Origin of the sequence: Youngimonas ophiurae (nom. illeg.), assembly GCF_049803795.1 — a bacterium.
Taxonomy (GTDB): domain Bacteria; phylum Pseudomonadota; class Alphaproteobacteria; order Rhodobacterales; family Rhodobacteraceae; genus Thalassobius.
The window spans coordinates 330,794-356,092 of sequence record NZ_JBNAGJ010000004.1; the positions used below are offsets into that span (position 1 = coordinate 330,794).

At 61.0% G+C, this 25,299-nt stretch carries 23 protein-coding genes and 1 tRNA gene; 14 read left to right on the forward strand and 10 right to left on the reverse strand.

Annotation, left to right across the window (positions count from 1 at the left end; translation table 11 throughout):
• The first annotated feature begins 58 nt into the window (after positions 1–58).
• From mutL to ACP15O_RS11590, 4 genes are all read left to right on the forward strand, one after another.
• Positions 59–1,912 (forward strand): DNA mismatch repair endonuclease MutL, encoded by a 1,854-nt coding sequence (gene mutL / locus ACP15O_RS11575; protein WP_425096254.1) that lies wholly within the window; start codon positions 59–61, stop codon positions 1,910–1,912.
• Positions 1,909–3,081: a DNA recombination protein RmuC gene (locus tag ACP15O_RS11580; RefSeq protein WP_425096255.1), complete on the forward strand. Its 1,173-nt coding sequence runs from the start codon at positions 1,909–1,911 to the stop codon at positions 3,079–3,081. Before mutL ends, ACP15O_RS11580 begins: the two co-directional genes overlap by 4 nt.
• 76 nt (positions 3,082–3,157) lie before the next feature.
• Positions 3,158–3,484 carry a DUF3775 domain-containing protein gene (locus ACP15O_RS11585; protein WP_425096256.1) on the forward strand — a complete coding sequence of 109 codons (327 nt, stop codon included), beginning with the start codon at positions 3,158–3,160 and terminating at the stop codon, positions 3,482–3,484.
• A 306-nt stretch (positions 3,485–3,790) separates the two neighbouring features.
• Positions 3,791–4,099 (forward strand): hypothetical protein, encoded by a 309-nt coding sequence (locus tag ACP15O_RS11590; protein WP_425096257.1) that lies wholly within the window; start codon positions 3,791–3,793, stop codon positions 4,097–4,099.
• A 54-nt stretch (positions 4,100–4,153) separates the two neighbouring features.
• On the opposite strand, the gene ACP15O_RS11595 is transcribed toward ACP15O_RS11590, so the two are convergent.
• From ACP15O_RS11595 to ACP15O_RS11620, 6 genes are all read right to left on the reverse strand, one after another.
• Positions 4,154–5,293, reverse strand: a complete 1,140-nt coding sequence (locus ACP15O_RS11595; protein ID WP_425096295.1) for a saccharopine dehydrogenase family protein — start codon at positions 5,291–5,293, stop codon at positions 4,154–4,156.
• A complete protein-coding gene (locus tag ACP15O_RS11600) occupies positions 5,293–6,348 on the reverse strand; it encodes a saccharopine dehydrogenase (protein WP_425096258.1) in 1,056 nt (351 codons plus the stop codon). Before ACP15O_RS11600 ends, ACP15O_RS11595 begins: the two co-directional genes overlap by 1 nt.
• A gap of 22 nt (positions 6,349–6,370) precedes the next feature.
• Entirely contained in the window at positions 6,371–7,030 is a 660-nt protein-coding gene (locus ACP15O_RS11605; RefSeq protein ID WP_425096259.1) for a histidine phosphatase family protein, read from the reverse strand.
• Between the two features lie 156 nt (positions 7,031–7,186).
• Positions 7,187–7,420, reverse strand: a complete 234-nt coding sequence (locus ACP15O_RS11610) for a WGR domain-containing protein (RefSeq protein WP_425096260.1) — start codon at positions 7,418–7,420, stop codon at positions 7,187–7,189.
• A 63-nt stretch (positions 7,421–7,483) separates the two neighbouring features.
• Positions 7,484–8,188 carry a response regulator transcription factor gene (locus tag ACP15O_RS11615; RefSeq protein ID WP_425096261.1) on the reverse strand — a complete coding sequence of 235 codons (705 nt, stop codon included), beginning with the start codon at positions 8,186–8,188 and terminating at the stop codon, positions 7,484–7,486.
• Positions 8,185–10,089, reverse strand: coding sequence for a hybrid sensor histidine kinase/response regulator (locus ACP15O_RS11620; protein ID WP_425096262.1), 1,905 nt, complete (start codon positions 10,087–10,089; stop codon positions 8,185–8,187). The genes ACP15O_RS11615 and ACP15O_RS11620 overlap by 4 nt, the downstream gene beginning before the upstream one ends.
• A gap of 294 nt (positions 10,090–10,383) precedes the next feature.
• On the opposite strand from ACP15O_RS11620, the gene ACP15O_RS11625 reads away from it, so the two are divergent.
• The 9 genes from ACP15O_RS11625 (at position 10,384) to ACP15O_RS11665 (ending at position 20,776) form a co-directional block, all read left to right on the forward strand.
• A complete protein-coding gene (locus ACP15O_RS11625) occupies positions 10,384–12,327 on the forward strand; it encodes an AMP-binding protein (RefSeq protein ID WP_425096296.1) in 1,944 nt (647 codons plus the stop codon).
• Complete coding sequence (locus ACP15O_RS11630; RefSeq protein WP_425096263.1) at positions 12,324–13,148, forward strand: ABC transporter ATP-binding protein; 825 nt, start codon at positions 12,324–12,326, stop codon at positions 13,146–13,148. The genes ACP15O_RS11625 and ACP15O_RS11630 overlap by 4 nt, the downstream gene beginning before the upstream one ends.
• A 41-nt stretch (positions 13,149–13,189) precedes the next feature.
• Positions 13,190–14,191: a branched-chain amino acid ABC transporter permease gene (locus tag ACP15O_RS11635; protein WP_425096264.1), complete on the forward strand. Its 1,002-nt coding sequence runs from the start codon at positions 13,190–13,192 to the stop codon at positions 14,189–14,191.
• A gap of 2 nt (positions 14,192–14,193) precedes the next feature.
• Positions 14,194–14,421, forward strand: coding sequence for a hypothetical protein (locus ACP15O_RS11640; RefSeq protein WP_425096265.1), 228 nt, complete (start codon positions 14,194–14,196; stop codon positions 14,419–14,421).
• A 6-nt stretch (positions 14,422–14,427) separates the two neighbouring features.
• Positions 14,428–15,504, forward strand: a complete 1,077-nt coding sequence (locus tag ACP15O_RS11645; RefSeq protein ID WP_425096266.1) for a branched-chain amino acid ABC transporter permease — start codon at positions 14,428–14,430, stop codon at positions 15,502–15,504.
• 79 nt (positions 15,505–15,583) lie between these two features.
• Positions 15,584–16,867 (forward strand): ABC transporter substrate-binding protein, encoded by a 1,284-nt coding sequence (locus ACP15O_RS11650; RefSeq protein WP_425096267.1) that lies wholly within the window; start codon positions 15,584–15,586, stop codon positions 16,865–16,867.
• 73 nt (positions 16,868–16,940) lie between these two features.
• Complete coding sequence (locus ACP15O_RS11655) at positions 16,941–17,765, forward strand: ABC transporter ATP-binding protein (protein ID WP_425096268.1); 825 nt, start codon at positions 16,941–16,943, stop codon at positions 17,763–17,765.
• 109 nt (positions 17,766–17,874) lie between these two features.
• The gene (locus ACP15O_RS11660; protein ID WP_425096269.1) at positions 17,875–19,095 is read left to right on the forward strand and encodes a phenylacetate--CoA ligase family protein; all 1,221 of its coding nucleotides are present in this window, start codon (positions 17,875–17,877) and stop codon (positions 19,093–19,095) included.
• 31 nt (positions 19,096–19,126) lie between these two features.
• The gene (locus ACP15O_RS11665) at positions 19,127–20,776 is read left to right on the forward strand and encodes a peptidoglycan-binding domain-containing protein (protein ID WP_425096270.1); all 1,650 of its coding nucleotides are present in this window, start codon (positions 19,127–19,129) and stop codon (positions 20,774–20,776) included.
• A 2-nt stretch (positions 20,777–20,778) separates the two neighbouring features.
• On the opposite strand, the gene ACP15O_RS11670 is transcribed toward ACP15O_RS11665, so the two are convergent.
• The 3 genes from ACP15O_RS11670 to ACP15O_RS11680 all read right to left on the reverse strand — a co-directional run bounded on the left by ACP15O_RS11670 (position 20,779) and on the right by ACP15O_RS11680 (position 23,006).
• The gene (locus tag ACP15O_RS11670; protein WP_425096271.1) at positions 20,779–22,587 is read right to left on the reverse strand and encodes a PHA/PHB synthase family protein; all 1,809 of its coding nucleotides are present in this window, start codon (positions 22,585–22,587) and stop codon (positions 20,779–20,781) included.
• Positions 22,588–22,737: 150 nt separating this feature from the next.
• Positions 22,738–22,863, reverse strand: coding sequence for a type B 50S ribosomal protein L36 (ykgO, locus tag ACP15O_RS11675; RefSeq protein WP_035255927.1), 126 nt, complete (start codon positions 22,861–22,863; stop codon positions 22,738–22,740).
• A 68-nt stretch (positions 22,864–22,931) separates the two neighbouring features.
• Positions 22,932–23,006 (reverse strand) — tRNA-Val (locus ACP15O_RS11680).
• A gap of 150 nt (positions 23,007–23,156) precedes the next feature.
• Here ACP15O_RS11680 and ACP15O_RS11685 point away from each other — a divergent pair.
• Positions 23,157–24,017, forward strand: coding sequence for an N-formylglutamate amidohydrolase (locus ACP15O_RS11685; RefSeq protein ID WP_425096272.1), 861 nt, complete (start codon positions 23,157–23,159; stop codon positions 24,015–24,017).
• Here the strand turns inward: ACP15O_RS11685 and ACP15O_RS11690 are convergent, their stop codons facing one another.
• Complete coding sequence (locus ACP15O_RS11690; protein ID WP_425096273.1) at positions 24,018–25,271, reverse strand: DNA polymerase IV; 1,254 nt, start codon at positions 25,269–25,271, stop codon at positions 24,018–24,020.
• Positions 25,272–25,299: the final 28 nt, after the last annotated feature.

A 25,299-nucleotide genomic window follows, 5' to 3' on the forward strand; every position in this document is an offset into this window, starting at 1 on the left:
GAACCGGCCCAGAAAACGCGTTGGCAGAATCGCCGCGGGGCGTGCTACAAATTGCGGTATGTCCCAGGCCAACCCCAAGATATCCACAGATCAGCCCGTCATCCGACAGCTGGACGACGCCGCAATTAACCGAATTGCGGCGGGTGAAGTCGTTGAGCGTCCGGCCTCGGCCGTTAAGGAACTGGTGGAAAACGCGCTGGATGCGGGCGCGCGCCGGATCGACATTGCCATCGCCGACGGCGGCAAGACCCTGATCAAGATCACCGATGACGGCTGCGGGATCGCGCCCGGTCAGCTGCCCTTGGCGCTGTCACGCCATGCGACCTCGAAAATCGATGGAACGGACCTGCTGAACATCCATAGTTTCGGGTTCCGGGGCGAGGCTCTGCCCTCGTTGGGGGCGGTGGGCCGCCTGACGATCACCAGCCGCGCCGCCGGGCAGGACGCGGCGCAGATCGCCGTTGCGGGTGGGGTGATGTCCGCTGTCAAACCCGCTGCGCTGACGGCTGGCACGGTCGTTGAACTGCGCGATCTGTTCTATGCCACGCCCGCTCGTCTGAAATTCCTGCGCACCGACCGGGCCGAGATGCAGGCCATCACCGACACCGTCAAACGCCTGGCCATGGCCGAGCCCTTCGTAGGCTTCACCCTGCGCGATGTCTCGGGCGGGGGCGAGGGGCGCGTGACTTTCCGCGCTGATCCCGAAAGCGGCGGTCTGTTCGATGCGCTACATGGCCGTCTGGCGCGCATTCTGGGGACGGAATTTGCCGAAAACGCCCTGAAAATCGACGCCGAGCGCGATGGTTTCCTGCTGACAGGATATGCCGCGCTGCCCACATATTCGCGTGGCTCGGCCGTCGCGCAGTTCCTGTTCGTCAATGGCCGCCCGGTGCGTGACAAACTGCTGATCGGGGCGCTACGTGGGGCCTATTTCGATTTCCTCAGCCGGGATCGGCACCCCGCTGCGGCGCTGTTCATCGAATGCGACCCGCATAAGGTGGATGTGAACGTGCACCCTGCCAAATCCGAGGTCCGGTTTCGCGATCCGGGTGTAGTACGTGGGCTGATCGTGTCCGCCCTGCGTCACGCGCTGGCCGAGGCGGGGCACCGGGCCTCGACCACGGTGGCGGGGGCGACGCTGGGGGCTTTCCGGCCCGAACCCGTGGACGCTCCGGCGCGCGTTTATCAGATGGATCGCCCGTCAATGGGGGCGATGCGCGCCAGCTATCAGGCGCAGGCCCCCGCGCCGGGCTTTGCCGATCTGGGCGACACTTACAGCGCCCGCGTCGAAGAGGTGGTGGACACCCCACAGGAAACTCCGCTGGAGCGTCTGCCGCTGGGCGCCGCCCGCGCGCAGGTGCATGAAAACTATATCATCGCGCAGACGGAAACCGGCATGGTGATCGTTGATCAGCACGCGGCGCATGAACGGCTGGTCTATGAAAAGCTAAAGGCACAGATGGCGGAAAACGGCGTGCCCTCGCAGGCGCTGCTGATCCCTGAAATCGTCGAGCTGTCCGAGGCCGATTGCGCCCGTATTCTGGAGCTGGCTGAGGAACTGCAAAAACTGGGGCTTTACCTGGAGCCCTTCGGGGGTGGTGCGCTGGCCGTGCGCGAAACGCCTGCGATCCTGGGCGAGGTAAACGCCCGCGTGATGGTTCTGGACATTCTGGATGAGCTGGCCGATCTGGGCTCCAGCCAGACGGTGCAGGCCCGGATCGAGGCAATCCTGTCCCGCGTGGCCTGCCATGGCTCGATCCGGTCGGGGCGGCGGATGCGGGCCGAGGAAATGAACGCCCTGCTGCGCGAAATGGAGGCCACGCCTCATTCTGGTCAATGCAACCACGGCCGCCCCACCTATGTAGAGCTGCGGCTGGCCGATATCGAACGCCTATTCGGACGGACAACATGACAATCAACGGACAGTTTTATGACCTGAGCGATCCTTTTATGATCGCTCTGCTGGCCGCTGGCGCCGTGATCCTGCTGGTGCTGATCCTGCTGATCATGGCTGTGCGCGCCGCCGGTCAATCGGCCCGCATGGCCGCGCCTTTGTCGCAGCAGATGCAGCAGCTGGGGCAGCGGGTGCAGATGCTATCGGACGGGCAGCAGCAACTGGCGGGCGGGCTGACTCATGTGTCCGAGGCGCAGGCGGCCAGCCAGGCAAACATGCTGCAACTGATGGAGAAACGCCTGGCGCAGGTCAATCACAGCATGAATGAGAACCTGCAAGGATCCGCCCGGCGCACTGCCCATTCGCTGGGCGAGCTACAGCAGCGTCTGCAAGCCATCGACAAGGCGCAGGACAATATCACCAAACTGTCCGGCGATGTGCTGAGCTTGCAGGACATTCTGTCCAACAAACAGACCCGCGGCGCGTTCGGCGAGATTCAGCTGCGCGATATTGTCAGCAAGGCCCTGCCCGCAGACAGTTTCACCTGGCAGGCCACCCTGTCCAACGGCAAACGCGCCGATTGCCTGATCCATCTGCCCAACCCGCCGGGGCCCATCGTGATTGACAGCAAATTCCCGCTGGAACCCTATGAGGCGCTGATCCGGGCCGAAACCCAGGATCAGTTCAACCGTGCCGCCACCATGCTGCGCCAGGCCGTGCGGACCCATATCAAGGCGATCTCGGACAAATACCAGATCGAGGGGGAAACCGCCGATGGCGCGCTGATGTTCCTGCCCTCCGAAGCCGTCTATGCCGAGCTGCACGCGCGTTTTCCCGAATTGGTGCGCGAAGGGTTCGACCGGCGGGTCTGGATCGTGTCGCCCACCACCTGCATGGCGACGCTGAACACGATGCGCGCCATTCTGAAGGACGCCCGGATGCGCGAACAGGCCGGCGCGATCCGCAAGGAACTGGCCATGCTGTTCGCCGATGTCGAACGGCTGGGCACCCGCGTGGAAAATCTGGATCGTCATTTCGGGCAGGCGGCCAAGGACATCTCGGAGATCAAGATCAGCGCCGACAAGGCCGGACGCCGCGCCCGCCGTCTGGACAATTTCGATTTCGAGGAACTGGCGCCAGATCAGGACGGTTCCATCGTGCGGATCGACCGGCCGAAAGGACGCTGAACGCGGATTTGCCTCAGATCAAGGACGCGTGGCCTGACTCTGGCGAAACTGCCCTGCGTAGACAGGAGGAACCGCCATGCTTGAGATCACATTAACCAAGGTTGCCAATGTCATTCTGATGGCGCGCGAGCTGGACCGCGCCGAGGGCGAGCTGCGCGCCTTTCTTGAACGTCTGACCGAAGAGGAACAGACCGATCTGGTGGCGCTGATGTGGATCGGGCGCGGCAGCTTTGATGCGGACGAATTCCAAGAGGCCCGCGCCACCGCCCAGTCCGAGGCCACGGTGCCCACGCCGGATTATCTGATCGGCACGCCGCATCTGCCCGACCACCTGGAATCGGGGCTTGAAGAGCTGGGCCTGTCCGCGCTTGAGGAAGAGGATGACCTGATCCGGGGGGGGTAATCCAGGCGAAATCGCGATTGGAAACGGGCCCAAGCGGCCCGTTTTGTCGTTTCAAGGCGGAAAAGCCTGCTCACGCTTTTCGTGACATGACGTGAAATTACAGCCCTGCGGACAGGCCAACCGGGGTAAAACCTCAGGAAAAACGCGCATTGTGCGCTCACATTCTTGTGTCGTGCACAAATGCAGAGGTCGGCTGAATTTTCGCACGGTTTTCAGGGGGTTGGATTGCTTGAAGCTGCGGCTTTTCGGTCCCATTTCGGGTTCAGATCGACAACACGATCACTCACAAACCGAAAGGAAATCGAAATGAAATTCGCACTTATCTCTGCTGTCGCCGCTCTGGGTTTTGCTTCTGCCGCTGTTGCGGAACAGGGCTACGCCAATGACACGATCATGACCCGCAGCATCCCGGCCGAGTCCATCCTGCATCCGCGTGACGAAGCCATCGCCAAATCGGGTTATGTCAGCGTGACCTATGGCCAGAAACTGATGGCCGAGGCCGGTGACGTCCTGAACCCGCGCGAAGGTGCCATCGCCGAAAATGGTGCGGTGAACAGCTACGTCTTTGGCGGATCGTTTGCCGATACCGTCGAAGGCAACTTCTCGTATCGCTAAGTCCACTCACGGACGGAATGCGCCCGCCAAATTGGCGGGCGTTTCTCTTTTGGGTCAGGCTTCGGTGACGATTTCCAGATGCTGGGCCAGTTTGCCGATTTCCTCCATCCAGGCATCCACCAGTTTCGGATCCGAGGGCGCAGCAGACACACCGGCGGGGATTGCCCGCGCCAGCACCGATTCAATCGCCAAAGACACCGGAACGGAAACAAGCCGCGCCATCGCCGTGCCGCGCGCATCGCCCCAGGCATCCATCACATAGGTTTTGTGCCAGACGGGCTGCCCGTCCTTTTCTGCCTTCAGGCTGACACACAGCACCACGCGGTCGGGCTCGTCCTGGTCATAGGCGTTTTCGGCCCAGAACTGATCGGACATTTCCTTGAGCCGCGCCTCGCCCGCCGGGCCCTCTAATGTTTCAATCTCTTGGAAGACATTCGACCAGGCCTCGGCCCAGCCGTTCAGGCGCAGGGTGCCGCGCACGAATTCCTTCACCTGCCAATCGCTGTCGAATTTGTAATCCTGCATAAAGGGCAGCGAGTCGCGGTTTGGGTAGACCTCGAAGGTTTCGGGCTGGGGCAGGGGGGCGGTATAGCTGCTGATCGCATCCCAGGGCCGGTTCACCTGCAATTGGGCGAAATCCCGAATCGAACGGGACGGAGAGCGCAACGCCTTGAGCACACCAAGCGGAGACCAGCTGAATTTATAGCGGAACGGATTGGGGATTTTCGGCACCCCTCCGCAATACGAGAGGAACGACAGCGTGTTGCCCGCATCATAGGCCCCAGAGGCACGGTAATCGGCCACCAGCGCATGGGCCATCAGATGGTCAATGCCCGGATCCAGCCCGACCTCGTTCACGAAACGCAGGCCCTTTTCGCGCGCGGCCTGGTCCAGAGCGGCCATTTCCGGCGAAATATACGAGGAAGACACGAAATCCGCGCCGTGCTGCAAACACAGTTTGGCCAGCGGGACGTGCATATCGGCAGGCAGCATCGAGACAACGATGTCACCGGGGGCCAGCTGGGCCTCTAGCGCGTCAAGGGTAAAGGCGCGGATGTCCTGGGTCAGGTCTCCGACGGCCTCGGCCGCTTTTGCGGTGGTCCGGTTCCAGACGGTGACGGGGTGCCCCGCCATCAGCAGACGCCGCAGACCGGGAATGGCCGACAGGCCGGTGCCACACCAATGGATCATGATCAGACCTCCGATACGTGTTTGTTGAATTCAATCTCGGCGCGGCCCCAGACGCCCGACGTCAGATCCGTCAGCGTCCTGAGCGAGGGCAGCAGCTGTTCGGCGTAATCCTGCGAGCTTTCGACGGGCAGCATCGAGGGCAGGTTATCAATCGCCATCACATCCATCACCGGGTCGGTTGCCACGCGCAGGGCGGGGGCGTCCCAGGTGGTGGCCCGGTCATAGATCGGCACGGGGTTGTAATCGCTGTCGGGATCACAGGCCACATCGCCAATGGCCGTCAGCGCGCGCGGCGCTGTCAGGGTCTCGGTGGGGACGAAAACAGGCGTGCCGGGGCGGGCAAAGATACAGTTCAGGAACAGGTTGTGCTGCAGGATTTCGGGGAAAGGCCCCCCGCTGGCGGTTTCCGCCATGTCCCACTTGGTGACGTCAACGCCCATCGCGGTACACAAATCCGCCGCGCCAGTGCCGACACGTCCAAGGGCACCAATCACCATGGCGGTGGGGCGCGGGACATTCAGCGCGTCCAGTTCAGACAGAAGTTCAGCGTTCAGAGCATCCTTGCTGGGGTAAACACCGACGGGGCCGCAAATCTGCCCGCGTTGTTGCGCGGCCCAGGTTTTCAGCGTGACAGCCGCCCCTGCATAGCCCGCCCAATAGCCAAAGGCGGCGACGCGGCGGCCGGTTTCATCCACCAGATATTCCAGATCGAATAGCGTCCCGCCCCCGGCCTTGAACCGCGCAAGCAGCGCCTTGCCGGAATGCTGGCCCTTATAGGCGTGGCCGAACATGATGTGTTTATGGGGCAGCGGAGTGCCGTCCTCGGGCAGCTCCTTCAGGCCGAAGATGATCGCATCCAAAGGCGCTTGCGGCCAGCTGTTTTCCGCGGCGATTTCGGCGCCCGCGTCGATGTAACCTTGTAGGGGAATGGCGCGGGTGCTGCTGCGTTCGACCGTGACGCGAATACCGGCGGCGATCAGTTCGGCCGTGCCTTCGGGGGTCAGGCCGACCCGGTCCTCGTTGGGGCGTTGTTCGGCGCGTACCCAGAGATGCGTCATCGGTTGGTCCTTTGCGAGTTGGTTACAGGTGTGTCTGGGCGAATTGCCGGTCTGGCCGGTCCAGATGCGGGGTGGCATTGAACTGAGTCATCGACAGTCGATCGCCAATCGGGTGTAGACGATGCACTGAGGTATTCATGATCGCAATGCAAGTCCGTGAAAATGCGGTGATGTCCAGCCCCATTGCCTGCCGAAACGCCATACCGATCAGCCCGCCCGACGTCACCACAAGAGCGGGGCCGCGCCCGGCGGCAATGTCGATCAGCGCCTCGTTTACGCGGGTTTCGAATTGCTGAAAGGTTTCTGGGGGTGTTTCAATCTCGCCTGCCTGCCATTTGGACAGCAACATCGGCATATAGGTGACGAATTGCTCGCGGGATTGGGGCATGGCAATGCCCTGCTGATCGCGTAGCAGATTGGCCAGGGTGAAGAACTCCATCTCGTTCAGCCGGGCGTCCTGCTGAATGTCGGCGCGGGCCTGGGCGCGCATTTGCGTTGCGGTTTGCCGGTGACGGCGCAATGTGCCGCAATAGACGCGCTCGAAATGTTCGTGTGTGTCGTCCAGATGATCGCCCAGCCAGGCCGCTTGCTGCCGCCCCAGATCGCTGAGGTTGTCATAACTGTCTTCATCCTGAGCGGCCGTGTTGGCCTGACCATGGCGGACAAGAGTAATGGTGGACATGGGAACTCCGGTTGGCTGCTTGCCTACAGGGGTAGGCAAAGCCTTGGGCGGGTGCAACCGGAATGCAGCGCGCCTTCCTCTCGGCGTGCGGAAAGAACGCGGGGGGCCCATTTTCGCAAATACATCTGGAATTGTGCCCCGGTTTTCGCTGTGTCTTCAGGCGGCGCGTGAATAGCCCCGTTTCAGCGTTGCATTGCGCACACGGTCCGCGGCCTCCGAGGCCAGGCGCAGGCTGCCGTAAATATCGATGCGCGATGCACCGCGCCCGCCGGCCAATCCCCATTCCCGCAAAACCGAGATTTCCTCGAACAGGTTATAGCTTAGCTCGACGCGATAATAGCGGCGGCGGCCGGATTTGGGGCAGGGGCGGTACATAAGGCAGCTGAGCATGACAGAATCGTACCCTGCCAGCCGAATCAGCGCAAGAGCCTGATCCAGCTGGTGAATCTCAGGTCAATTCCAATGTACATCGCCCAGGAAAATATAGCCTGCGCCGTAGATTGTCTTGATCAGGCGCGGGTTTTTTGGGTCTTCCTTCAGCTTGGTCCGCAGGCGCGAGATGCGCACATCCATTGCGCGATCAAAGCTTTCACCCGCAGCGCCGCCCAGCGTTTCCTGCATCAACGCACGCGAGATCAGACGTTTGGGGCGCTCAAGGAACAGGCGCAAAACCTCGCCCTCGGCGTGGGAAAACGGGGTTTCGGCCCCGCTGTCATCAACCAGCATGTAGCTGTCGAAATGGGCCGTCCAGCCGTTGAACATCGCTGAGTTGCCGGTCTGAGTTGTGGGTTTTTCGCGGCGCAGGCGGGCACGGATTCGGGCGACCACCTCGGATGGATCGAAGGGTTTGATGATATAGTCATCGGCCCCCAGTTCCAGTCCGGTTACACGGTCCTGCACCTGCGCCCGCCCCGAGATGATGATCACCGTCGCCCCCTGTTCCAGCGCCAGCCGATGCACCAGCGACAGCCCGTCGCGGTCAGGCAGGGACAGATCCACCAGGCAGACATCGGGGGCGGCGGATTTCAGCGCTGCCTCGAATTCGGTGGCACGGCCAAAGCTGAGCGTACGAAACCCCGCCTCTTGCAGCGCGTCAGCCAGCATGGTGCGGATCGCGGGTTCATCGTCCAGAATGGTGACAAGCGGTGCCAGAGTCATTGCGGTGCCATCGTGGTTGCGAAAAGGGTGGTCAGTTGCGCGGTCGAAAACGGTTTGCGCAGGACGGAGGTCAGTTCAGAGCCGGCCTGATACAGCGCATCCTCGGGCGCAAGCGATGTCATGAGGTAGCAGGGCGGGTGCGGATTGGGAAGGGCGCGCAGCAGATCGACGCCGGTCATCTCTCCGGCCAGGGTGATGTCCGACAGGATGCGGGTGATCTCGGGCAGTTCGGAATTCAGCAACAGGGCCTCCTCGGCGCTGGCGGCCTCAATCACGGTATGGCCCATGTCGGTCAGCATTTCGCGAATCCCGGTGCGCAGTTCGGGGCTGTCTTCGACCAGCAGGATCAGGCCGGGGGGAATTTCCGGGGCGACCAGACGCAGGGGCAGGCGCAGCACAACCTGACCGCCGCCGTCCTCGGTGTTGTTCAGGCGGACGCGGCCGCCAGCCAGTTTGGTCATGTCATAGACCATGGCCAGCCCGAGCCCCGAGCCTTCATCGCCTTTGGTGGTGAAAAACGGTTCCAGCGCGCGCGCCATCGCCGTTTCCGAAAATCCGGGGCCGGTGTCCGTTACCATGAATTCGATCCACAGGCCCTGCACGGGGGCAACGGTCAGCGTGATCCGCCCCGCGCCGCGACAGGCATCGCGCGCGTTCAGGATCAGGTTCAGCAGCGAATCCTGAAGCATCCCGGTGTCCAGCATCAGCATGTCATCGCGCACCAGATTATTCACATGCAGCCGCATCGTTTCGGGCAGAGCAGGCAGGGCCAGGGTTTTCAGATCCTTCAGAAGCGAGCTGAGGCTGGCCTTCTGCGGGTTCCAATCGCGCGCGCCGGTGATGTCGGCCAAACGGTTCAGCAGGGTGCCTCCGCGCTGGGCGGCGGACAGGGTTGCGGTTACCAACTCGTGCGCGGGGCTGGGCAGGTCCATTTTTTGCAGACGGGATTGGCTGCCCAGCATGATCGTCAGCAGGTTGGAAAAATCATGCGCCATGCCGCTGGTCAGCTGCGCGGCCATTTCCCGCCGCCGGGTCTGCTGAAGCGCCGAGCGCACCTGGGTTTCCTGCGTGATGTCCACCGACATGATATAGACGCCGGTGACGTTTCCGCGGGTGTCCAGATCGGGCGTGAATGAGGTGCGGATCCGGCGCGAGCTGTCCTCGTCAGTGAATTCGAAGGCCGAGGCCTGCCCGGCGAAAGCCTCGTCCAGATGGGGCCTGATCGCGGTATAGGCGGCCTCGCCCAGGGCATCGCCGATATAAAGCCCGACAATCTCGGTGGGGCGGCCCGGCATCACCGAATTCAGCCGCCGATTCGAGAACGTATAGCGCCGGTCCAGCCCCACATGCGCGATATGGGCGGGCATCATTTCGGTTGTCAGGCGCGTGCGGGCCTCGGCCTCGGTGACATAGCGTTTGGTTTCTTCCAGCGCGGCGATGGTGGATTGCAGCTTGCGGTTCGCGGTGGCCAGCTCCTCGGCATAGGCCAGCACCTTGTCGGTCAGCTCTTCTGAGCGCGCGCGCAGCAATTCCTCTTGCTGCTTGGTGCGGGTGATGTCGGTATAAACGGCCACCCAGCCCCCCTGTGGCAAGGGGTTGCCCTCGATCGAGATCCGTTTGCCGTTCGGGCGGATGCGTTCAATGTAATGCGGAGCAAAGGCCCGCGCCTGCTCGACCCGGTGCGAAACGACCTGTTCGGGGTCTTCGACATCGCCATATTCCCCCCGCTGGGTCAGAAAACGAATGGTTTGCGCGAAGCTGGCGCCGGGGGTGATCAGCTCGGCTGGCAGGTCGAACATTTCCTGAAACCTGCGATTGCAGACGACAAGATTCAAATCGCTGTCATAGATCGACAAGGCCTGCTGAATCAGATTCAGCCCCGCCATTGTCAGCGCGTCCATATATCGGTGCAAAGGCCTGCCTCCCAGTATGACCTCTTATATTTCAATTGATTAGCACCTTTTGGACGTGCAGGGAAAGCCTTTGTCCTGTAGGATTCAACGTGGAAAACGCGAAGATGTCGGCCCTGTTACAATTCGTAGGATTTTCGAAATGTTCAGGAAAAAGTTGACGGTTCAAGATAACTGCGCACCCTAGCAAACGGGAGAATCGTCGTTTGCTGACGGTCGCAGGCCACAAATAACGGCCATTTGGGAGGAACAGAATTGGCACAGTCGTCACAGGCGGCCGGTGGACTGGCGTCCATACCGGCGCTTTTGCAGCGTAACGCCACCGAGTTCGGGGATCGCCCCGCTTATCGGGAAAAAGAGTTCGGCATCTGGCAGAGCTGGACGTGGAGCCAGGCCAAGCGCGAGATCAACAATCTTGCTCGCGGGCTGATCAACATGGGCGTGAACGAGGGCGATTTCATCGCTATCATCGGTCGCAATCGCCCGCATTTCTATTGGTCTATGGTCGCAGCCCAGTCTGTGGGCGCGATTCCGGTGCCCCTGTATCAGGACAGCGCCGCCGAAGAGATGGCCTATGTGCTGGATCACTGCGGCGCGCGTTTCGTCATCGCCGAGGATCAGGAACAGGTCGATAAGGTGATCGAGGTGCAGGACCGTCTGCATCAGTTCGAGCACATGATCTACGTCGATCCGCGCGGGATGCGCAAATACGACCACAGCCAGCTGCATGAATTCAGCCACGTTCAGGAACAGGGGTTTGCCGCGCGCGATGAACTGACGCCCGAACTGGACCGCCGCAAGGCCAAGCTGGATTACGACAGCCAGTGCGTGATGCTCTATACTTCGGGCACCACGGGCAAACCCAAAGGCGTGGTTCTGTCGAACCGCAACGTGATCGAAAGCGCGAAAAATTCGTCTGAATTCGATCACCTGCGCCCGGACGAGGAAATCCTGGCCTATCTGCCGATGGCCTGGGTTGGGGATTTCATCTTCTCGATCGGGCAGGCCTATTGGTGCGGGTTCTGCGTGAACTGCCCCGAAAGCGCCGAGACCATGGCCTCGGATCTGCGCGAGATCGGGCCGACCTACTATTTCGCCCCGCCGCGCGTTTTCGAAACCCAGCTGACCAACGTGATGATCCGGATGGAGGACGCGGGCAAGCTGAAGCAGCGCATGTTCCACCACTATATGGCCCACGCGAAAAAGGTGGGCCCGGCCATTCTGGATGGTAAGCCCGTCGGCTTTCTGGACCGGGTGAAATACGCGCTTGGGAATCTGTTTGTCTTTGGGCCGCTGAAAAACACCCTGGGTCTAAGCCGCGTGCGCGTTGGCTATACCGCGGGTGAGGCAATCGGGCCCGAGATTTTCGAATTCTACCGCTCGTTGGGGATCAATCTCAAACAGCTCTATGGTCAGACCGAGGCGACGGTGTTCATCACCGTGCAGCCCGATGGCGAGGTGCGCAACGATACGGTCGGCGTGCCCGCGCCGGGTGTGGAACTGCGCATCGACGACAATGGCGAGGTGTTCTACCGCAGCCCCGGTGTTTTCGAATCCTACTATAAAAACCCCGAAAGCACGGCCTCGACCAAGGATGCCGAGGGCTGGGTTGCCACCGGGGACGCGGGTTTTATCGAGACGGATTCGGGCCATCTGCGGATCATCGACCGCGCCAAGGACGTTGGCAAAATGGCCGATGGCAGCATGTTCGCGCCCAAATACGTTGAGAATAAGCTCAAGTTCTTCCCCAACGTGCTGGAGGCCGTCCTGTTCGGCAATGGCCGCGATAAATGTATGGCCTTCATCAACATCGACATGAGCGCCGTCGGCAACTGGGCTGAACGCAATAACATCGCCTACTCCAGCTATCAGGAACTGGCGGGCCATCCCAAGGTGCTGCAAGCCATCAAAGATCACGTCGAAGAGGTGAACCGCTCGGTTGCCGAGGACACGATGCTGTCGGGCTGTCAGATCCACCGTTTCCTGGTTTTGCACAAGGAACTGGACGCGGATGACGGCGAAATGACCCGTACCCGCAAGGTGCGCCGCCGCATCGTCGAAGAGAAATTCGATGATCTGATCGGGGCTTTGTATGACGGTAAGGACGAAATCTACACCACCACCGAAGTGACCTACGAGGACGGCCGCAAGGGCTCGATCAGTGCGACGCTGCAATTGATCGACGCCGCTGTGGTGCCGGTGAAAACACAAAAGGTGGCCGCAGAATGAACCAGGCTATGCAAGAAGAAGGCTACGTTACCGCAGACGGTCGCAAAATCGGCGGCACTCTGATGGAGATGAAAAACATCACGCTGCGTTTCGGCGGGGTGAAGGCGATCACCGACATCAGCTTTGACATCAAGGAAGGCGAGATCCGTGCCATCATCGGCCCGAACGGGGCCGGGAAATCCTCGATGCTGAACGTGATCTCGGGGTTCTATGTCCCGCAGGAAGGCGAGGTCTGGTACAAGGGCGCGCGCCGTCCGGCCATGAAACCCTACGAGGTCGCCCGTCTGGGCATCGCCCGCACCTTCCAGAACATTGCGCTGTTCGAAGGCATGACCGTGCTGGACAACGTGATGACCGGCCGTCTGAACCACATGAAAACCAACATGTTCCAGCAGGCGATCTGGAAAGGCGCCGCCGAGAAGGAAGAGGTGGAGAACCGTGAAGTCGTTGAAAAAGTCATCGACTTTCTGGAAATCCAGTCCATCCGCAAAACCCCCGTGGCGCGTCTGCCCTATGGTCTGAAAAAACGGGTCGAGCTGGCCCGTGCCCTGGCGGCCGAACCCAGCCTGCTGCTGCTGGACGAACCCATGGCCGGCATGAACGTCGAGGAAAAAGAGGACATGAGCCGCTTTATTCTGGATGTGAACGATGAATTCGGCACCACGATTGCCCTGATTGAACACGATATGGGCGTGGTGATGGATCTGTCGGACCGCGTGGTCGTCATGGATTACGGCAAGAAGATCGGCGACGGCACCCCCGACGAGGTGCGCAGCAACCAAGACGTCATCGACGCCTATCTGGGGGTGAGCCATGACTGATTTCGCCACTTTCCTGACCATTCCGACCGGAGGCACGATCCATGCCTGAACAACTCCTTTTTGGTACCGAGGTTGTCCTGAACGGGCTGATGGCGGGCGTTCTCTATGCGCTGGTGGCGCTGGGGTTCGTGCTGATCTACAAGGCTTCGGGCATTTTTAACTATGCTCAGGGTGTTATGGCGCTGTTCGCGGCGCTGACCCTGGTGGGCATCATGGAAGGCCAAGTGCCTTTCAGCCACCTGATCAACGCGGTGTTCGGCACCGAGGTGCATCACTTTGGCTGGCACGTTCCGGCCGTTCTGGCGATCTTGTTTACCATGGCGGTGATGGTCCTGCTGGCCTGGGCCGTGCAAAAATTCATCTTCCGTCATCTGGTGAATCAGGAACCGATCATCCTGTTCATGGCCACCATCGGCCTGGCCTACTTCATGGAAGGTTTCGGAGACCTGATGTGGGGCTCGGACATCAAGAAACTGGACGTGGGCCTGCCTCAGGGCGGCAGCTTCTGGATCGAGGAAAACACCCAGTGGCTGGGCTTCGGAAACCCGAATTTCTATGGCTTCTTCCTGGATCAGCTGGATCTGGTGGCCACGGTTATCGCCGCCATTCTGGTGGTCGCGCTGGTGCTGTTCAGCCAATACACCAAGCAAGGCCGCGCCATGCGTGCTGTGGCCGATGACCATCAGGCGGCGCTGTCGGTTGGCATTTCGCTGAACTTCATCTGGGTGATGGTGTGGTCGGTCGCGGGCTTTGTCGCGCTGGTTGCGGGCATCATGTGGGGCGCCAAATCGGGCGTGCAGTTCAGCCTGTCGCTGATCGCGCTGAAGGCGCTGCCGGTGCTGATGCTGGGCGGGTTCACCTCGATCCCTGGGGCCATTGTCGGCGGCCTGATCATCGGCGTGGGGGAGAAACTCTTTGAATTCCTCATCGGTCCGATGGTGGGCGGCGCAACCGAGAACTGGTTCGCCTATGTGCTGGCTCTGGTGTTCCTGGTGTTCCGCCCGCAAGGCCTGTTCGGCGAAAAAATCATCGAGAGGGTCTGACCATGCAAAAGCTGATTGCCATTATCAACGTGGTCTCTTGGGCGGGGTTCTGGGCCTTTGGCTACATCGCCCTGACCGCCAGCGAGCTGACCCAATCCCAAGTCCTGACGGCGGCGGCTCTGGCGGGTCTTGGGTTCCTGACCGGGGTGGCGGCCTATCTGAAATTGTCGCGTGGACACGCGCTTAACAATACTGCGCTGGGGTTCACCCACGCCAATGAGCAGGGGTAAGAAACCATGTTCTATCGTGAAGCGGGCGATTTCAAAACGTCCTACACCGACGACAACCAGACCTTTCCGATCAAGTTCGATCGCTATCGGTACTATTTTGTCCTGTTCGCAGCCTTCTGCGTAATTCCGTTCATTATCAATGACTACTGGGTGAACGCGGTGTTCATGCCCTTCCTGATCTACGCGATTGCGGCGATTGGGCTGAACATTCTGGTGGGCTATTGCGGGCAGGTGTCGCTGGGCACCGGGGGCTTCATGGCTGTGGGCGCCTATGCGGTCTACAAGCTGATGACCGCCTTTCCCGAGGTGAACATCTTTTTCCACGTATTGCTGGCAGGAGGCGTGACAGCCATCGTGGGGGTTCTGTTCGGTCTGCCCAGCCTGCGGATCAAGGGCTTCTATCTGGCGGTGGCCACCCTGGCGGCGCAGTTCTTTCTGGTGTGGCTGTTCAACAAGGTGCCGTGGTTCTACAACTACTCGGCCTCGGGGCAGATCAGCTCGCCCGAGCGCACCGTGTTCGGCATTGCTGTGACCGGCGCGAACACCTCGGCCTGGGCGTCCTATCTGTTCTGTCTGGTTTTCGTGACGATCAGCGCCATCATCGCGCGGAATCTGACCCGCGGGTCGGTGGGACGTAAATGGATGGCCATTCGGGATATGGACATCGCGGCCGAGATCATCGGCGTGGATCCCCTGCGCTCCAAGCTCAGCGCCTTTGCGGTTAGCTCGTTCTTTATCGGGGTGTCTGGCGCGCTGTTCTTTGCGGTCTATCTGGGCGCGGTCGAGGTCGGCGAGGCCTTTGGCATCAACAAATCGTTCCTGGTGCTGTTCATGATCATCATCGGCGGTCTGGGCTCGATCTTTGGGGCCTTTGCCGGGGCGGCCTTTCTGGTGCTGCTGCCGGTGCTGCTGAAGAACGTGCTGGTGGGCACCCTGGGCTGGCCCACGGATATGGCGGCGCATCTGGAATTCATAATCGTGGGCGCTCTGATCATCATTTTCCTGATCGCAGAGCCACACGGGCTGGCGCAGCTGTGGCGCGTCGCCAAGGAAAAACTACGGCTCTGGCCCTTCCCGCACTAAGGCGGGGCCAGCCAACATACCGGGGCATAACCTCGGATCTGGAAACCATCGGATACGACCAAAGGGAGGAACCATACCGATGAAAACGAAACTGATCTCTGCCGCCGTTGCCGCCATTGTGGCCGCAGGCCCGGCGATGGCAGACCTGACCTTTACCTCGCTCAGCTACCGTACGGGGCCGTATGCCGCAAACGGCATCCCCTTTGCGGACGGCTATGCCGATTACTTCACCCTGCTGAACGAGCGCGACGGCGGTATCGGCGGAGAAAAGGTGAACCTGCTGGAATGTGAAACCGGCTATAACACCGAAAAAGGCGTGGAATGTTACGAATCCACCAAGGGCTCGGACGCGCTGGTCTATGAGCCGCTGTCCACCGGCATCACCTATCAGCTGATCCCCAAAGCCACCGCAGACGGCATCGCCGTGCACTCGGGCGGGTATGGCCGGACCTCGGCCAAGAACGGTGCCGTGTTCCGCAACATCTTTAACTATCCGGCGAACTACTGGGACGGCGCCTCGATCGCGATCAAGCACCTGCTGGACGTGAACGGCGGCAGCCTGGAAGGTAAGAAAGTCGCGCTGGTCTATCACAACTCGGCCTATGGTAAGGAACCGATCCGCACCCTGGAAGAACTGGCCAAGAAGCACGGCTATGATCTGACCCTGCTGGCCGTTGACCACCCCGGTCAGGAGCAGAAATCCCAGTGGCTGCAAATCCGCCGCGAGCGTCCTGACTATGTGCTGATGTGGGGCTGGGGCGTGATGAACCAGGTCGCCATCCAAGAAGCCATCAACATCCGTTTCCCGATGGAAAACTTCATCGGTATCTGGTGGTCGGGTTCGGAAAATGACGTGAAACCCGCGGGCGAGCGTGCCGATGGCTATAAGGCGCTGACCTTCCATAATGTGGGGTCGGACTATCCGGTGTTTGACGACATCCAGAAATACGTTGTCGATGCGGGGAAGGCTGCCGGCGCGGGCGATCAGATCGGCTCGGTGCTGTATAACCGTGGTCTCTATGCCGCGATGCTGGCCGCCGAAGCGGCGAAAACCGCGCAGGGTATCCACGGCACGGGTGCCATCACCCCCGCGCAGATGCGCGACGGTATGGAGAACCTGGAAATGACCGAAGAGAAGATGACCGCCCTGGGTCTGCCGAACTTTGGCCCCTCGTTCAAAGTGACCTGCGAAAACCACGGTGGTGACGGCTATGGCGCGGTTACCCAGTGGGATGCGAAAGCGGGCACCTGGTCGATGATCACCGATTATATCCAGTCGGATCAAGAGGTTCTGCAACCGCTGATCGCTGCCGACTCTGAGGCCTATGCCAAGGAAAACAACATCACTCCGGGCTGTAACTAAGCCCTGACAGTTGTCCCGGCCGCGCCTGTCGTGGCCGGGATCCACCCGAACGAAACTCAGAAAGTAGACGCAGATGCTGGACGCAGGACCCACCGATGAGACCCTTCTGGAGGTCAACAACATCGAGGTGATCTACAACCACGTGATCCTTGTTCTCAAAGGGGTCAGCCTGAAAGTGCCCAAAGGCGGGATCACCGCCTTGCTGGGCGGGAACGGCGCGGGCAAGACCACCACGCTCAAGGCGATTTCCAACCTGCTGCATTCCGAACGCGGCGAGGTGACCAAGGGCAACATCCTGTATCGGGGCGATGGCGTGCAGGCTTTGAACCCGGCCGAGCTGGTGAAAAAAGGCGTGATCCAGGTGATGGAGGGCCGCCATTGTTTCGAACACCTGACGGTCGAGGAAAACCTGCTGACGGGGGCCTATACCCGCAATGCCTCGCGCGGGGATATAGATGCCGATCTGGAGATGGTGTACAAATACTTCCCCCGGCTGAAGGAACGCCGGCGCAGCCAGGCGGGCTATACCTCGGGCGGTGAGCAGCAGATGGTCGCCATCGGCCGCGCCATCATGTCGAAACCCGAAACCATTTTGCTGGACGAGCCCTCGATGGGGCTGGCACCGCAGCTGGTCGAGGAAATCTTCAACATCGTGAAGAACCTGAACGAGAAAGAAGGCGTGACCTTCCTTTTGGCCGAACAGAACACCAACGTGGCGCTGCGCTTTGCGCATTACGGCTACATCCTGGAATCGGGGCGCGTTGTGATGGACGGCCCGGCCAAGGATCTGCGCGAAAACCCGGATGTGAAGGAATTCTATCTGGGCATGTCGGATGAGGGGCGCAAATCCTTCCGCGATGTGCGGTCTTATCGTCGCCGTAAACGCTGGCTCAGCTGACGTCCAGCACCGAACACATGATCTGGGTGGGCATCGGCCCCCCGCCACACAGCCAGAGATGACCGGGTAATTTTGGGCAATGCCTTTCCCGGCAGGGAGACCTGTATATATGACCCGCTATTATGACGATCTTGAAACGCGCAGCGCGGACGAGCGCGCCGCTGCCTTGGCCCAGGCTCTGCCGCAGCAGATCGCCCGTGCGCAGGGGGTGCCCGGATATGGCGGGCGCCTGTCCGAAGTGGACGCGGCCCGGATCGTTTCTGTCCAGGATCTGGCAGCCCTTCCGGTGCTGCGCAAATCGGATCTTGGGCAGGCTCAGGCCCAGGCCGCGCCTTTTGGCGGGCTGACGACACGCCCGGCCAACGGGTTCGCGCATATTTTCCAATCCCCCGGCCCGATTTATGAACCCGGCGGGGTCGAGCATGACTGGTGGCGCATGGGCCGTTTCCTGCACGCCTGCGGAATCGGGCAGGGCGATATCGTTCAGAACTGCTTTGGCTATCATCTGACTCCGGCCGGGATGATCTTTGAATCCGGGGCGCGCGCCGTGGGCGCGGCGGTGCTGCCCGCAGGCACCGGCCAGACAGAATTGCAGGCACGGGCGGCCGCAGATGTGGGGGCCACCGCCTATGCGGGCACCCCCGATTATCTAAAGGTGATTCTGGATAAGGCCGAAACCATGGGGCTGAAGCTGAGCATCACCAAGGCAGCGGTGGGCGGCGGCGCTCTGTTCCCGTCGTTGCGGCAGGAATATGCCGATCGCGGAATCGCCTGCCTGCAAAGCTATGCCACGGCCGATCTGGGCAACATCGCGTATGAATCCGAAGCGATGGAAGGCATGATCGTGGATGAGCAGGTCATCGTGGAAATCGTCACGCCGGGCACGGGGGATCCCGTCGCACCCGGTCAGGTCGGCGAGGTCGTGGTGACCACGCTGAACCCCGATTATCCGCTGATCCGTTTCGCTACGGGCGATCTGAGCGCTATTCTGCCGGGCCAAAGCCCCTGCGGGCGCAGCAATATCCGCATCAAGGGCTGGATGGGTCGCGCCGATCAGACCACCAAGATCAAGGGCATGTTCGTGCGTCCTGAACAGGTGGCTGCGCTGGTCTCGAAACATGCTGAGATCGTGAAGGCCCGTGTCATCGCCGGACGCGAGGGCGAAATGGACACGATGACCGTCCAGATCGAGGCAAATGGCGGCAGTGCCGAAACCTATGCGGGCTCGGTGGTGGATGCGCTCAAACTGAAGGGCAAGATCGAGGTCGTGGCCCCCGGCTCATTGCCCAACGACGGAAAAGTGATCGAAGATCAACGCACTTACGACTAAGCTGGGGCCGGAACCGTAAGGGAGGCCTGCCATGTTTTCGTATCGCTCATTTCTTGGGGCCGTGGCGCTATATGTGTCCACGGCCCTGCCATCCTGGGCGCAGGATTATGCGTTGGTTCTGGCCAATCGCGATTATGACCGGGTGTCCGATGCCGAGGATACCGCTGACTTCGATTCCTATGCCCAGATGCTGCGGCGGCAGGGCTTCCGGGTCTTTGGCGGGCAGGATTGGACTGCGCGATCCATGGCGCAGGCGGCACAGGATTTCAATGAGGCGCTGAACGCCAATTCGGTAAACCGTGCCATTGTGATTCTGTCGGGGCACATGGCCAAGGGGCCGACGGATAGCTGGCTGCTCTCGCGTGAGTTCAGCGCGGTGAATGCGCTGAATGTGGGGCAATACGGGCTGTCCGTGAATACGCTGGCCGCGATGCTGGGGCCTCAGGCGGGGAAGGCTCTGATCGTGTTGACGCCCTCGCAAACGGGGCGGCCTTCGGTGGGGGCATGGCTGCAAAAAGGGGCCGGAGCGCTGGAATTACCACAAGGCGTGACAGGCCTGCGCGGCGCCGCAAATCGGGTGACGCCGGTGTTGCGCGACAGGATTCTGGGGGGCGGCAGCTCTTTGGCGGGGCTGGCGGAACAGGCCGGATTGGGGGTGCATCTTGTCGGTTTCCTGCCCGATGCGCCCTTGGGCGGGGCCGGGGATCAGGCCGGGGATCAGGCCGTTGATGGCGACACATCCTATTGGAGCGCGGTGCGTGACATCGACACGATCGAGGCGTATCGCGCCTATATGAATCGCTTCCCCTCGGGGCTGTTCCACAACGAGGCACGCCGCCGGATACAGGCCATTCTGGAACGTCCCGCCCGCGAGGCCGAGGCCGCCGAACAGGCTCTGAATCTGTCGCGCGATGCCCGGCGCGAGATCCAGCGGCAATTGACTTTGCTGGGGTTTGACACACGCGGAATCGACGGGATTTTCGGGCGAGGCACACGGCAGGCGATTGCCGCGTATCAGCGCTCGAAAGGGTGGACGGACACGGGCTATGTGAATCGCAGCCAACTGGCCACTTTGCGGCAGGATGCGCTGCGCCGCGCGCGGGCCCTGGAAGAAGAAGAGCGCCGCCGTCGCGCCGAAGAGGAACGCCGGGATCGTGAATTCTGGCGCACGACAGGGGGGCGGGGCGATGAACGTGGGCTGCGTGAATACCTGCGCCGCTTCCCCGATGGGCTCTATTCCGATGACGCACGCGAACGCCTGGAGGAACTGGAGCGCCGCCGCCGCCGCGAGGCGGACGTGACTATGCGCAACGCCTGGAACGAGGCACGCACGCAGGACACGATCGAAGCCTACCGCCGCTTCATGGCGCAATATCCGCATAGCAGTTTCGCTGAAACCGCTCGCGACCGGATCGCCGAGCTGCAAGAAGAGGACCGCAAGGCCGACCTGATCGAAAAACACCGGGCCGAGGAACAGGTCGTCGCCGGGATTCCCGTGACGCGGCTGCTGGTTGAACGCACCCTGGCCGAGGCAGGGTTCGATCCGGGCAAGGTGGACGGCACTTTCAATAAGAAAACCCGTCGGGCCATCCGCAAGTTCCAGCGCGCCAGCGATCTGCCCGTGTCGGGCTTTGTCTCGCAGGCGACGATGGTGCGGCTGATGGCGCGGGTCAGCCGATAGGCCTATTTCTGGAACACATAGGTGCCGGGGGCGTCCGCCAGTGGTGGCAGGCCCTTGGTGCCCATGGGAGGTGGGGCCACGGTGGCGGTTTCTGACTGAACTGCGGTCAGCCAGTCGCGCCATTGCGGCCACCATGATCCGTCCTGCGTGTCATGACTGGCCAGCCATGTATCCGGATCCATATAGAGCGCGCCAGCCGCGCGATGGCCCTGACGATAGTGTCGGCGCGGGTGCCCCGGCTCGCTGACGATCCCGCCATTATGCCCGCCTTTGGCCAGGATGAAAGTCAGGTCTCCGTCGGTGAACAGAGCGGTCTTGTAGACGGATTTCCAGGGCGCGATATGGTCTTTCTCGGTGCCGACAACGAAAAAGGGCACCTTTACGTCCTTCAGCGCAATGACGTGGCCTTCGACGGCGTAACGGCCTGCGGTTAAACGATTTTCCATGAACAGGCTGCGCAGATATTGCGAGTGCATCCGATAGGGCATTCGCGTTGCATCCTGATTCCAGACCGAGATGTCGGCGGCCTTTTCATCCACCCCCATCAGATAACGGCGCACCGCGCGGGTCCAGATCAGATCTTCGGCGCGCAGGGCCTGAAAGGCGCCGCTCATCTGTCGTTGATCCAGATAGCCCTGATCCCACATCATATCATCCAGATACGCGACCTGACTTTCGTCCAGAAACAGCATCAGTTCTCCGGCTTCGGTGAAATCCGTTTGCGCAGCCAGCAGCGTGACCGAGGCCAGCCGGTTATCCTCATCCCGCGCCATCGTCGCGGCCGAGATCGACAGGATCGTCCCCCCCAGACAATAGCCGCAGGCGTGGATTTTCTGATCGGGCACGATCTGGGAAATTGCGTCCAGCGCGGCCATGACGCCTTGGGTGCGGTAATCGTCCAGCTCCAGATTCCGTTGGGATTCGGACGGGTTGACCCAGGAAATCGCGAAGACGGTAAAGCCCTGAGCGACCAGATAGTTGATCAGCGAATTATGCGGGCTGAGATCCAGGATATAGTATTTCATGATCCAGGCGGGCACGATCAGGATCGGCTCGGCCTGCACGGTATCTGTCTGCGGGGCGTATTGGATCAGCTCCAGCAGTTCATTGCGATACACGACCTTGCCGGGGGTGCAGGCCAGGGTCCGCCCGACTACGAAATCGCCAGTGTCGGCATGAGTCTCGCCTGTCGCCAGATCTTCAAGATCCTGACGCAGCAATTCAAACCCGTCGATGATGGATTGCCCCTTGGTATCGCGGGCGGTTTGCAGAATTTCCGGGTTGAGCGCAGGAATATTGGAGGGCGCGATCAGGTCCAGCATCTGCCGCACCATAAAGGACACGCGGTCCATGTTTTGTTTCTGCGCGCCGGGCACGCAGCAGGTGGCCCGATCCCACCAATCCTGCGCTGCCAGAAAGCTTTGCTCTAACATGTTGAAGGGCGGTTTCTGCCAATCGGGATGGGTAAAACGATGGTCCGAGGCTTTGGGGCGGAAAGGGGCTTCGGCCGTGCCTCGGGTTTGGCTGGTCAGATAGCTGCCCAGCTTGGCCGCATTTTTCTGGGCCTGCTCGATCATTTCCAGCTGTCGGCCCGGTGCAGTGGCCAGATGCGCCAGCCAGTCCGTCCAGGCCGCCGCCGCCGCATAGGGTGACAACCCCGAGGTCATGCGCGCCATCGAGGCCCGGATCACCTTGTCATAGGTTTCGTATTTGTGCTGCTCGGGCGTTGGCAGCCGGAGGGCCGGAACCTGAGGCACCTTTGCGGGCAGTTGCACTTCGGCGGTGGGGCGGGGCTGCGTTTGCGTGGACATGAGACACCTATCAATCGGCCTGTTTCACATCGGCTATGGCATAAGACCCGTGTCGGTTTCTTGACCGGAGTCAAAAATGCTGCATTCGCAAAGAAAAAGACCGCCCAGGATGAACCGGGGCGGTCTTTTGCTCAAACTCTGAACGGTTCCTTAACCCTGGCGGGCTTTGAAACGACGCTGAGTTTTGTTGATCACGTAGACGCGGCCTTTGCGGCGCACGATACGGCAATCGCGGTGACGCTGCTTGAGCGAGCGGAGCGAGTTCTTGACCTTCATGGTCCTCTCCTTCATTCGCGGCGCCGGGCGCCTTGGGTTGCGGGTCGCTTCGTCAGAAGCGAAAGAAATGGTGGGCGATACAAGGATCGAACTTGTGACCCCTTCGATGTCAACGAAGTGCTCTACCGCTGAGCTAATCGCCCGTATTTATCCGATTTGGCCCCGTGCCCCTAAAGAAAGGGGCGCGGAATTCCGCGCCGGTTCGCGCTCTATAAAAGGAGTCGGCGGGGGGATCAAGGGCTTTTGGTCACAAGAATATTCAGTCTATGATATTTCCTGTAACAGGAGTGACAATGTCCCAGCCCGCCTTTCGCCTGATGATGCCGAAAACACGCACGACCAGCGTGATTTTCGCGTCTCCTCATAGCAGTCGGGCCTATCCTGCCCGCTTTTTGCGGCAATCGGTGCTGGATGAACATATGATTCGCTCATCCGAGGATGCTTTTGTCGATCAATTGTTCCAGGCCGTGCCCGATCATGGGGCACCTTTTCTGGAGGCAGGCGCCCCGCGGGCCTATATCGACATGAATCGCAGCCCGGATGAGCTGGACCCCGCGTTGATTCGCGGACTGAAGACCACAACCTATAACCCGCGAATCGTGTCCGGCCTGGGGGTGGTGCCGCGCGTGGTGGCCAATTCGCGCTGCATTTATCGCGGAAAACTGGATATGTCCGAGGTCCGCGCTCGCCTGGATGGCTATTGGTATCCCTATCATGCCTGTCTGCAATCGCTTCTGTCCGAATCGCATGATCAGTTCGACGAGGCGATTCTGGTCGATTGTCACTCGATGCCGCACGAGGCGCTGGACGGGCTGGTTCGCACCGGCACACGCCGCCCCGAGGTGGTGCTGGGCGACAGATTCGGCGCGGCTTCGGCGTCTTTGGTGATGGATGTGATCGAACAGGCCTTTGTGGATGAGGGGCTGAACGTATCGCGCAACGTGCCCTTTGCGGGGGCATATACGGCGCAGCATTATGGGCGTCCGTCGCGGCGCCAGCATGTGATTCAGGTTGAGATTGACCGCTCGCTTTATATGAACGAGGCGCTGATCCGGCCGAACAATAATTTCCAGAAGATGCAGGAACTGATCACGCGGGTGGTGGCCAAAATCACGGATTTCGGCGCGTCGCAGCGCAAACTGGCGGCCGAGTGATCAGCGCAGGGCGCGCCCTTTGACGATGGCATCCTTGCCGAATCTTTTGCGAATCTCATCGGTGGCGCGTTCGGCGCGGCTGCGGGTCCGGGCGTCGGGGTCCAGCAGGTCCGGAGCCAGTTCGGTTTCCGTTTCGGGGTGCAGTTCGGACAGGCCGACGCCTATCAGACGGTAGGGGCCATCCCCCGGCACCCGGTCGAACAAGGCGCGGGCCACGCGATAGATGCGGTCGGCCAGTTGGACGGGTTCGTGCTGGCTTTGGCGGCGGGAAATCAGGCTGTGATCGGCGCGTTTCAGTTTCAGCGACACCACCCGCCCGGCCAGCCCCCGTGCCTTGGCGCGGTCGGCGACTTTTTCGGACAGGCGCCACAGATGGCCATCCAGAATGTCGGGATTGGCGGTGTCCTCGAAAAATGTGGTTTCATTCGAGATGGATTTGATCGGGTCATGGGCGGACACCGCGCGCCGATCCTGCCCGCGGGCCAGAAAATACAGCCTGTCGCCCATGCCTCCGAATCTGTGATGCAGCTCTTTGCGATCCCAGCGCAGCAAATCGGTGAAGGTGCGAATGCCGGCCCTTTCCAGCGCCGATTGCGTGGCCTGGCCGACGCCCCAGATCATCCGCACGGGCTTATCGTGCAGGAAATCGGCGGTTTCGGCCCGGCCAATCACGGAAAACCCGTGCGGTTTATCCAGATCCGAGGCAACCTTGGCCAGGAATTTGTTGTGGCTCAGCCCGATCGAGCCAGTCACCCCCAATTCATCCTTCATGCGTTTGGTCAGCCGGGCCAGCATCACTGCGGGTGGGGCCCCGTGTAGGCGTTCGGTGCCGCTGAGATCCATAAAAGCCTCGTCCAGCGAGAGCGGCTGAATCGAGGGCGTCAGTTCCTCCATCATGGCGCGAATGGCGCGGCTGACTTCGACATACAGCTGCATCCGGGGCGCGATCACCACCGCGTCGGGGCACAGTTTCAGCGCCTTGAACATTGGCATCGCCGAGCGCACCCCGCGAATGCGCGCCACATAGCAGGCCGTGGACACCACCCCGCGTTTGCCGCCTCCGATAATGACGGGTTTGTCCGCCAGTTCGGGATTTTCACGTTTCTCGACGCTGGCATAGAAGGCATCGCAATCCATATGTGCGATGGACAAATCGAACAGTTCCGGATGCGCAATCACGCGTGGGCGCCCGCATTCGGGGCAGCGGGTGCCCGTTTCGAAACGGGTCAGGCAATCTCGGCACAGGGCGGGCATGGATCAGAGTTTCGTGAGGATCATGGGC

Excerpts from the sequence above, each read along its gene's own strand:
- mutL (WP_425096254.1), top strand. The coding sequence starts at position 59 with ATGTCCCAGGCCAACCCCAAGATATCCACAGATCAGCCCGTCATCCGA.
- ACP15O_RS11620 (WP_425096262.1), bottom strand. The coding sequence starts at position 10,089 with ATGGACGCGCTGACAATGGCGGGGCTGAATCTGATTCAGCAGGCCTTG.
- ACP15O_RS11630 (WP_425096263.1), top strand. The coding sequence starts at position 12,324 with ATGAACCAGGCTATGCAAGAAGAAGGCTACGTTACCGCAGACGGTCGC.
- ACP15O_RS11650 (WP_425096267.1), top strand. The coding sequence starts at position 15,584 with ATGAAAACGAAACTGATCTCTGCCGCCGTTGCCGCCATTGTGGCCGCA.
- ACP15O_RS11610 (WP_425096260.1), bottom strand. The coding sequence starts at position 7,420 with ATGCTCAGCTGCCTTATGTACCGCCCCTGCCCCAAATCCGGCCGCCGC.
- ACP15O_RS11605 (WP_425096259.1), bottom strand. The coding sequence starts at position 7,030 with ATGTCCACCATTACTCTTGTCCGCCATGGTCAGGCCAACACGGCCGCT.
- ACP15O_RS11665 (WP_425096270.1), top strand. The coding sequence starts at position 19,127 with ATGTTTTCGTATCGCTCATTTCTTGGGGCCGTGGCGCTATATGTGTCC.
- ACP15O_RS11645 (WP_425096266.1), top strand. The coding sequence starts at position 14,428 with ATGTTCTATCGTGAAGCGGGCGATTTCAAAACGTCCTACACCGACGAC.
- ACP15O_RS11585 (WP_425096256.1), top strand. The coding sequence starts at position 3,158 with ATGCTTGAGATCACATTAACCAAGGTTGCCAATGTCATTCTGATGGCG.
- ykgO (WP_035255927.1), bottom strand. The coding sequence starts at position 22,863 with ATGAAGGTCAAGAACTCGCTCCGCTCGCTCAAGCAGCGTCACCGCGAT.
- ACP15O_RS11685 (WP_425096272.1), top strand. The coding sequence starts at position 23,157 with ATGTCCCAGCCCGCCTTTCGCCTGATGATGCCGAAAACACGCACGACC.
- ACP15O_RS11690 (WP_425096273.1), bottom strand. The coding sequence starts at position 25,271 with ATGCCCGCCCTGTGCCGAGATTGCCTGACCCGTTTCGAAACGGGCACC.
- ACP15O_RS11580 (WP_425096255.1), top strand. The coding sequence starts at position 1,909 with ATGACAATCAACGGACAGTTTTATGACCTGAGCGATCCTTTTATGATC.
- ACP15O_RS11600 (WP_425096258.1), bottom strand. The coding sequence starts at position 6,348 with ATGACGCATCTCTGGGTACGCGCCGAACAACGCCCCAACGAGGACCGG.
- ACP15O_RS11615 (WP_425096261.1), bottom strand. The coding sequence starts at position 8,188 with ATGACTCTGGCACCGCTTGTCACCATTCTGGACGATGAACCCGCGATC.
- ACP15O_RS11660 (WP_425096269.1), top strand. The coding sequence starts at position 17,875 with ATGACCCGCTATTATGACGATCTTGAAACGCGCAGCGCGGACGAGCGC.
- ACP15O_RS11590 (WP_425096257.1), top strand. The coding sequence starts at position 3,791 with ATGAAATTCGCACTTATCTCTGCTGTCGCCGCTCTGGGTTTTGCTTCT.
- ACP15O_RS11655 (WP_425096268.1), top strand. The coding sequence starts at position 16,941 with ATGCTGGACGCAGGACCCACCGATGAGACCCTTCTGGAGGTCAACAAC.
- ACP15O_RS11670 (WP_425096271.1), bottom strand. The coding sequence starts at position 22,587 with ATGTCCACGCAAACGCAGCCCCGCCCCACCGCCGAAGTGCAACTGCCC.
- ACP15O_RS11635 (WP_425096264.1), top strand. The coding sequence starts at position 13,190 with ATGCCTGAACAACTCCTTTTTGGTACCGAGGTTGTCCTGAACGGGCTG.
- ACP15O_RS11640 (WP_425096265.1), top strand. The coding sequence starts at position 14,194 with ATGCAAAAGCTGATTGCCATTATCAACGTGGTCTCTTGGGCGGGGTTC.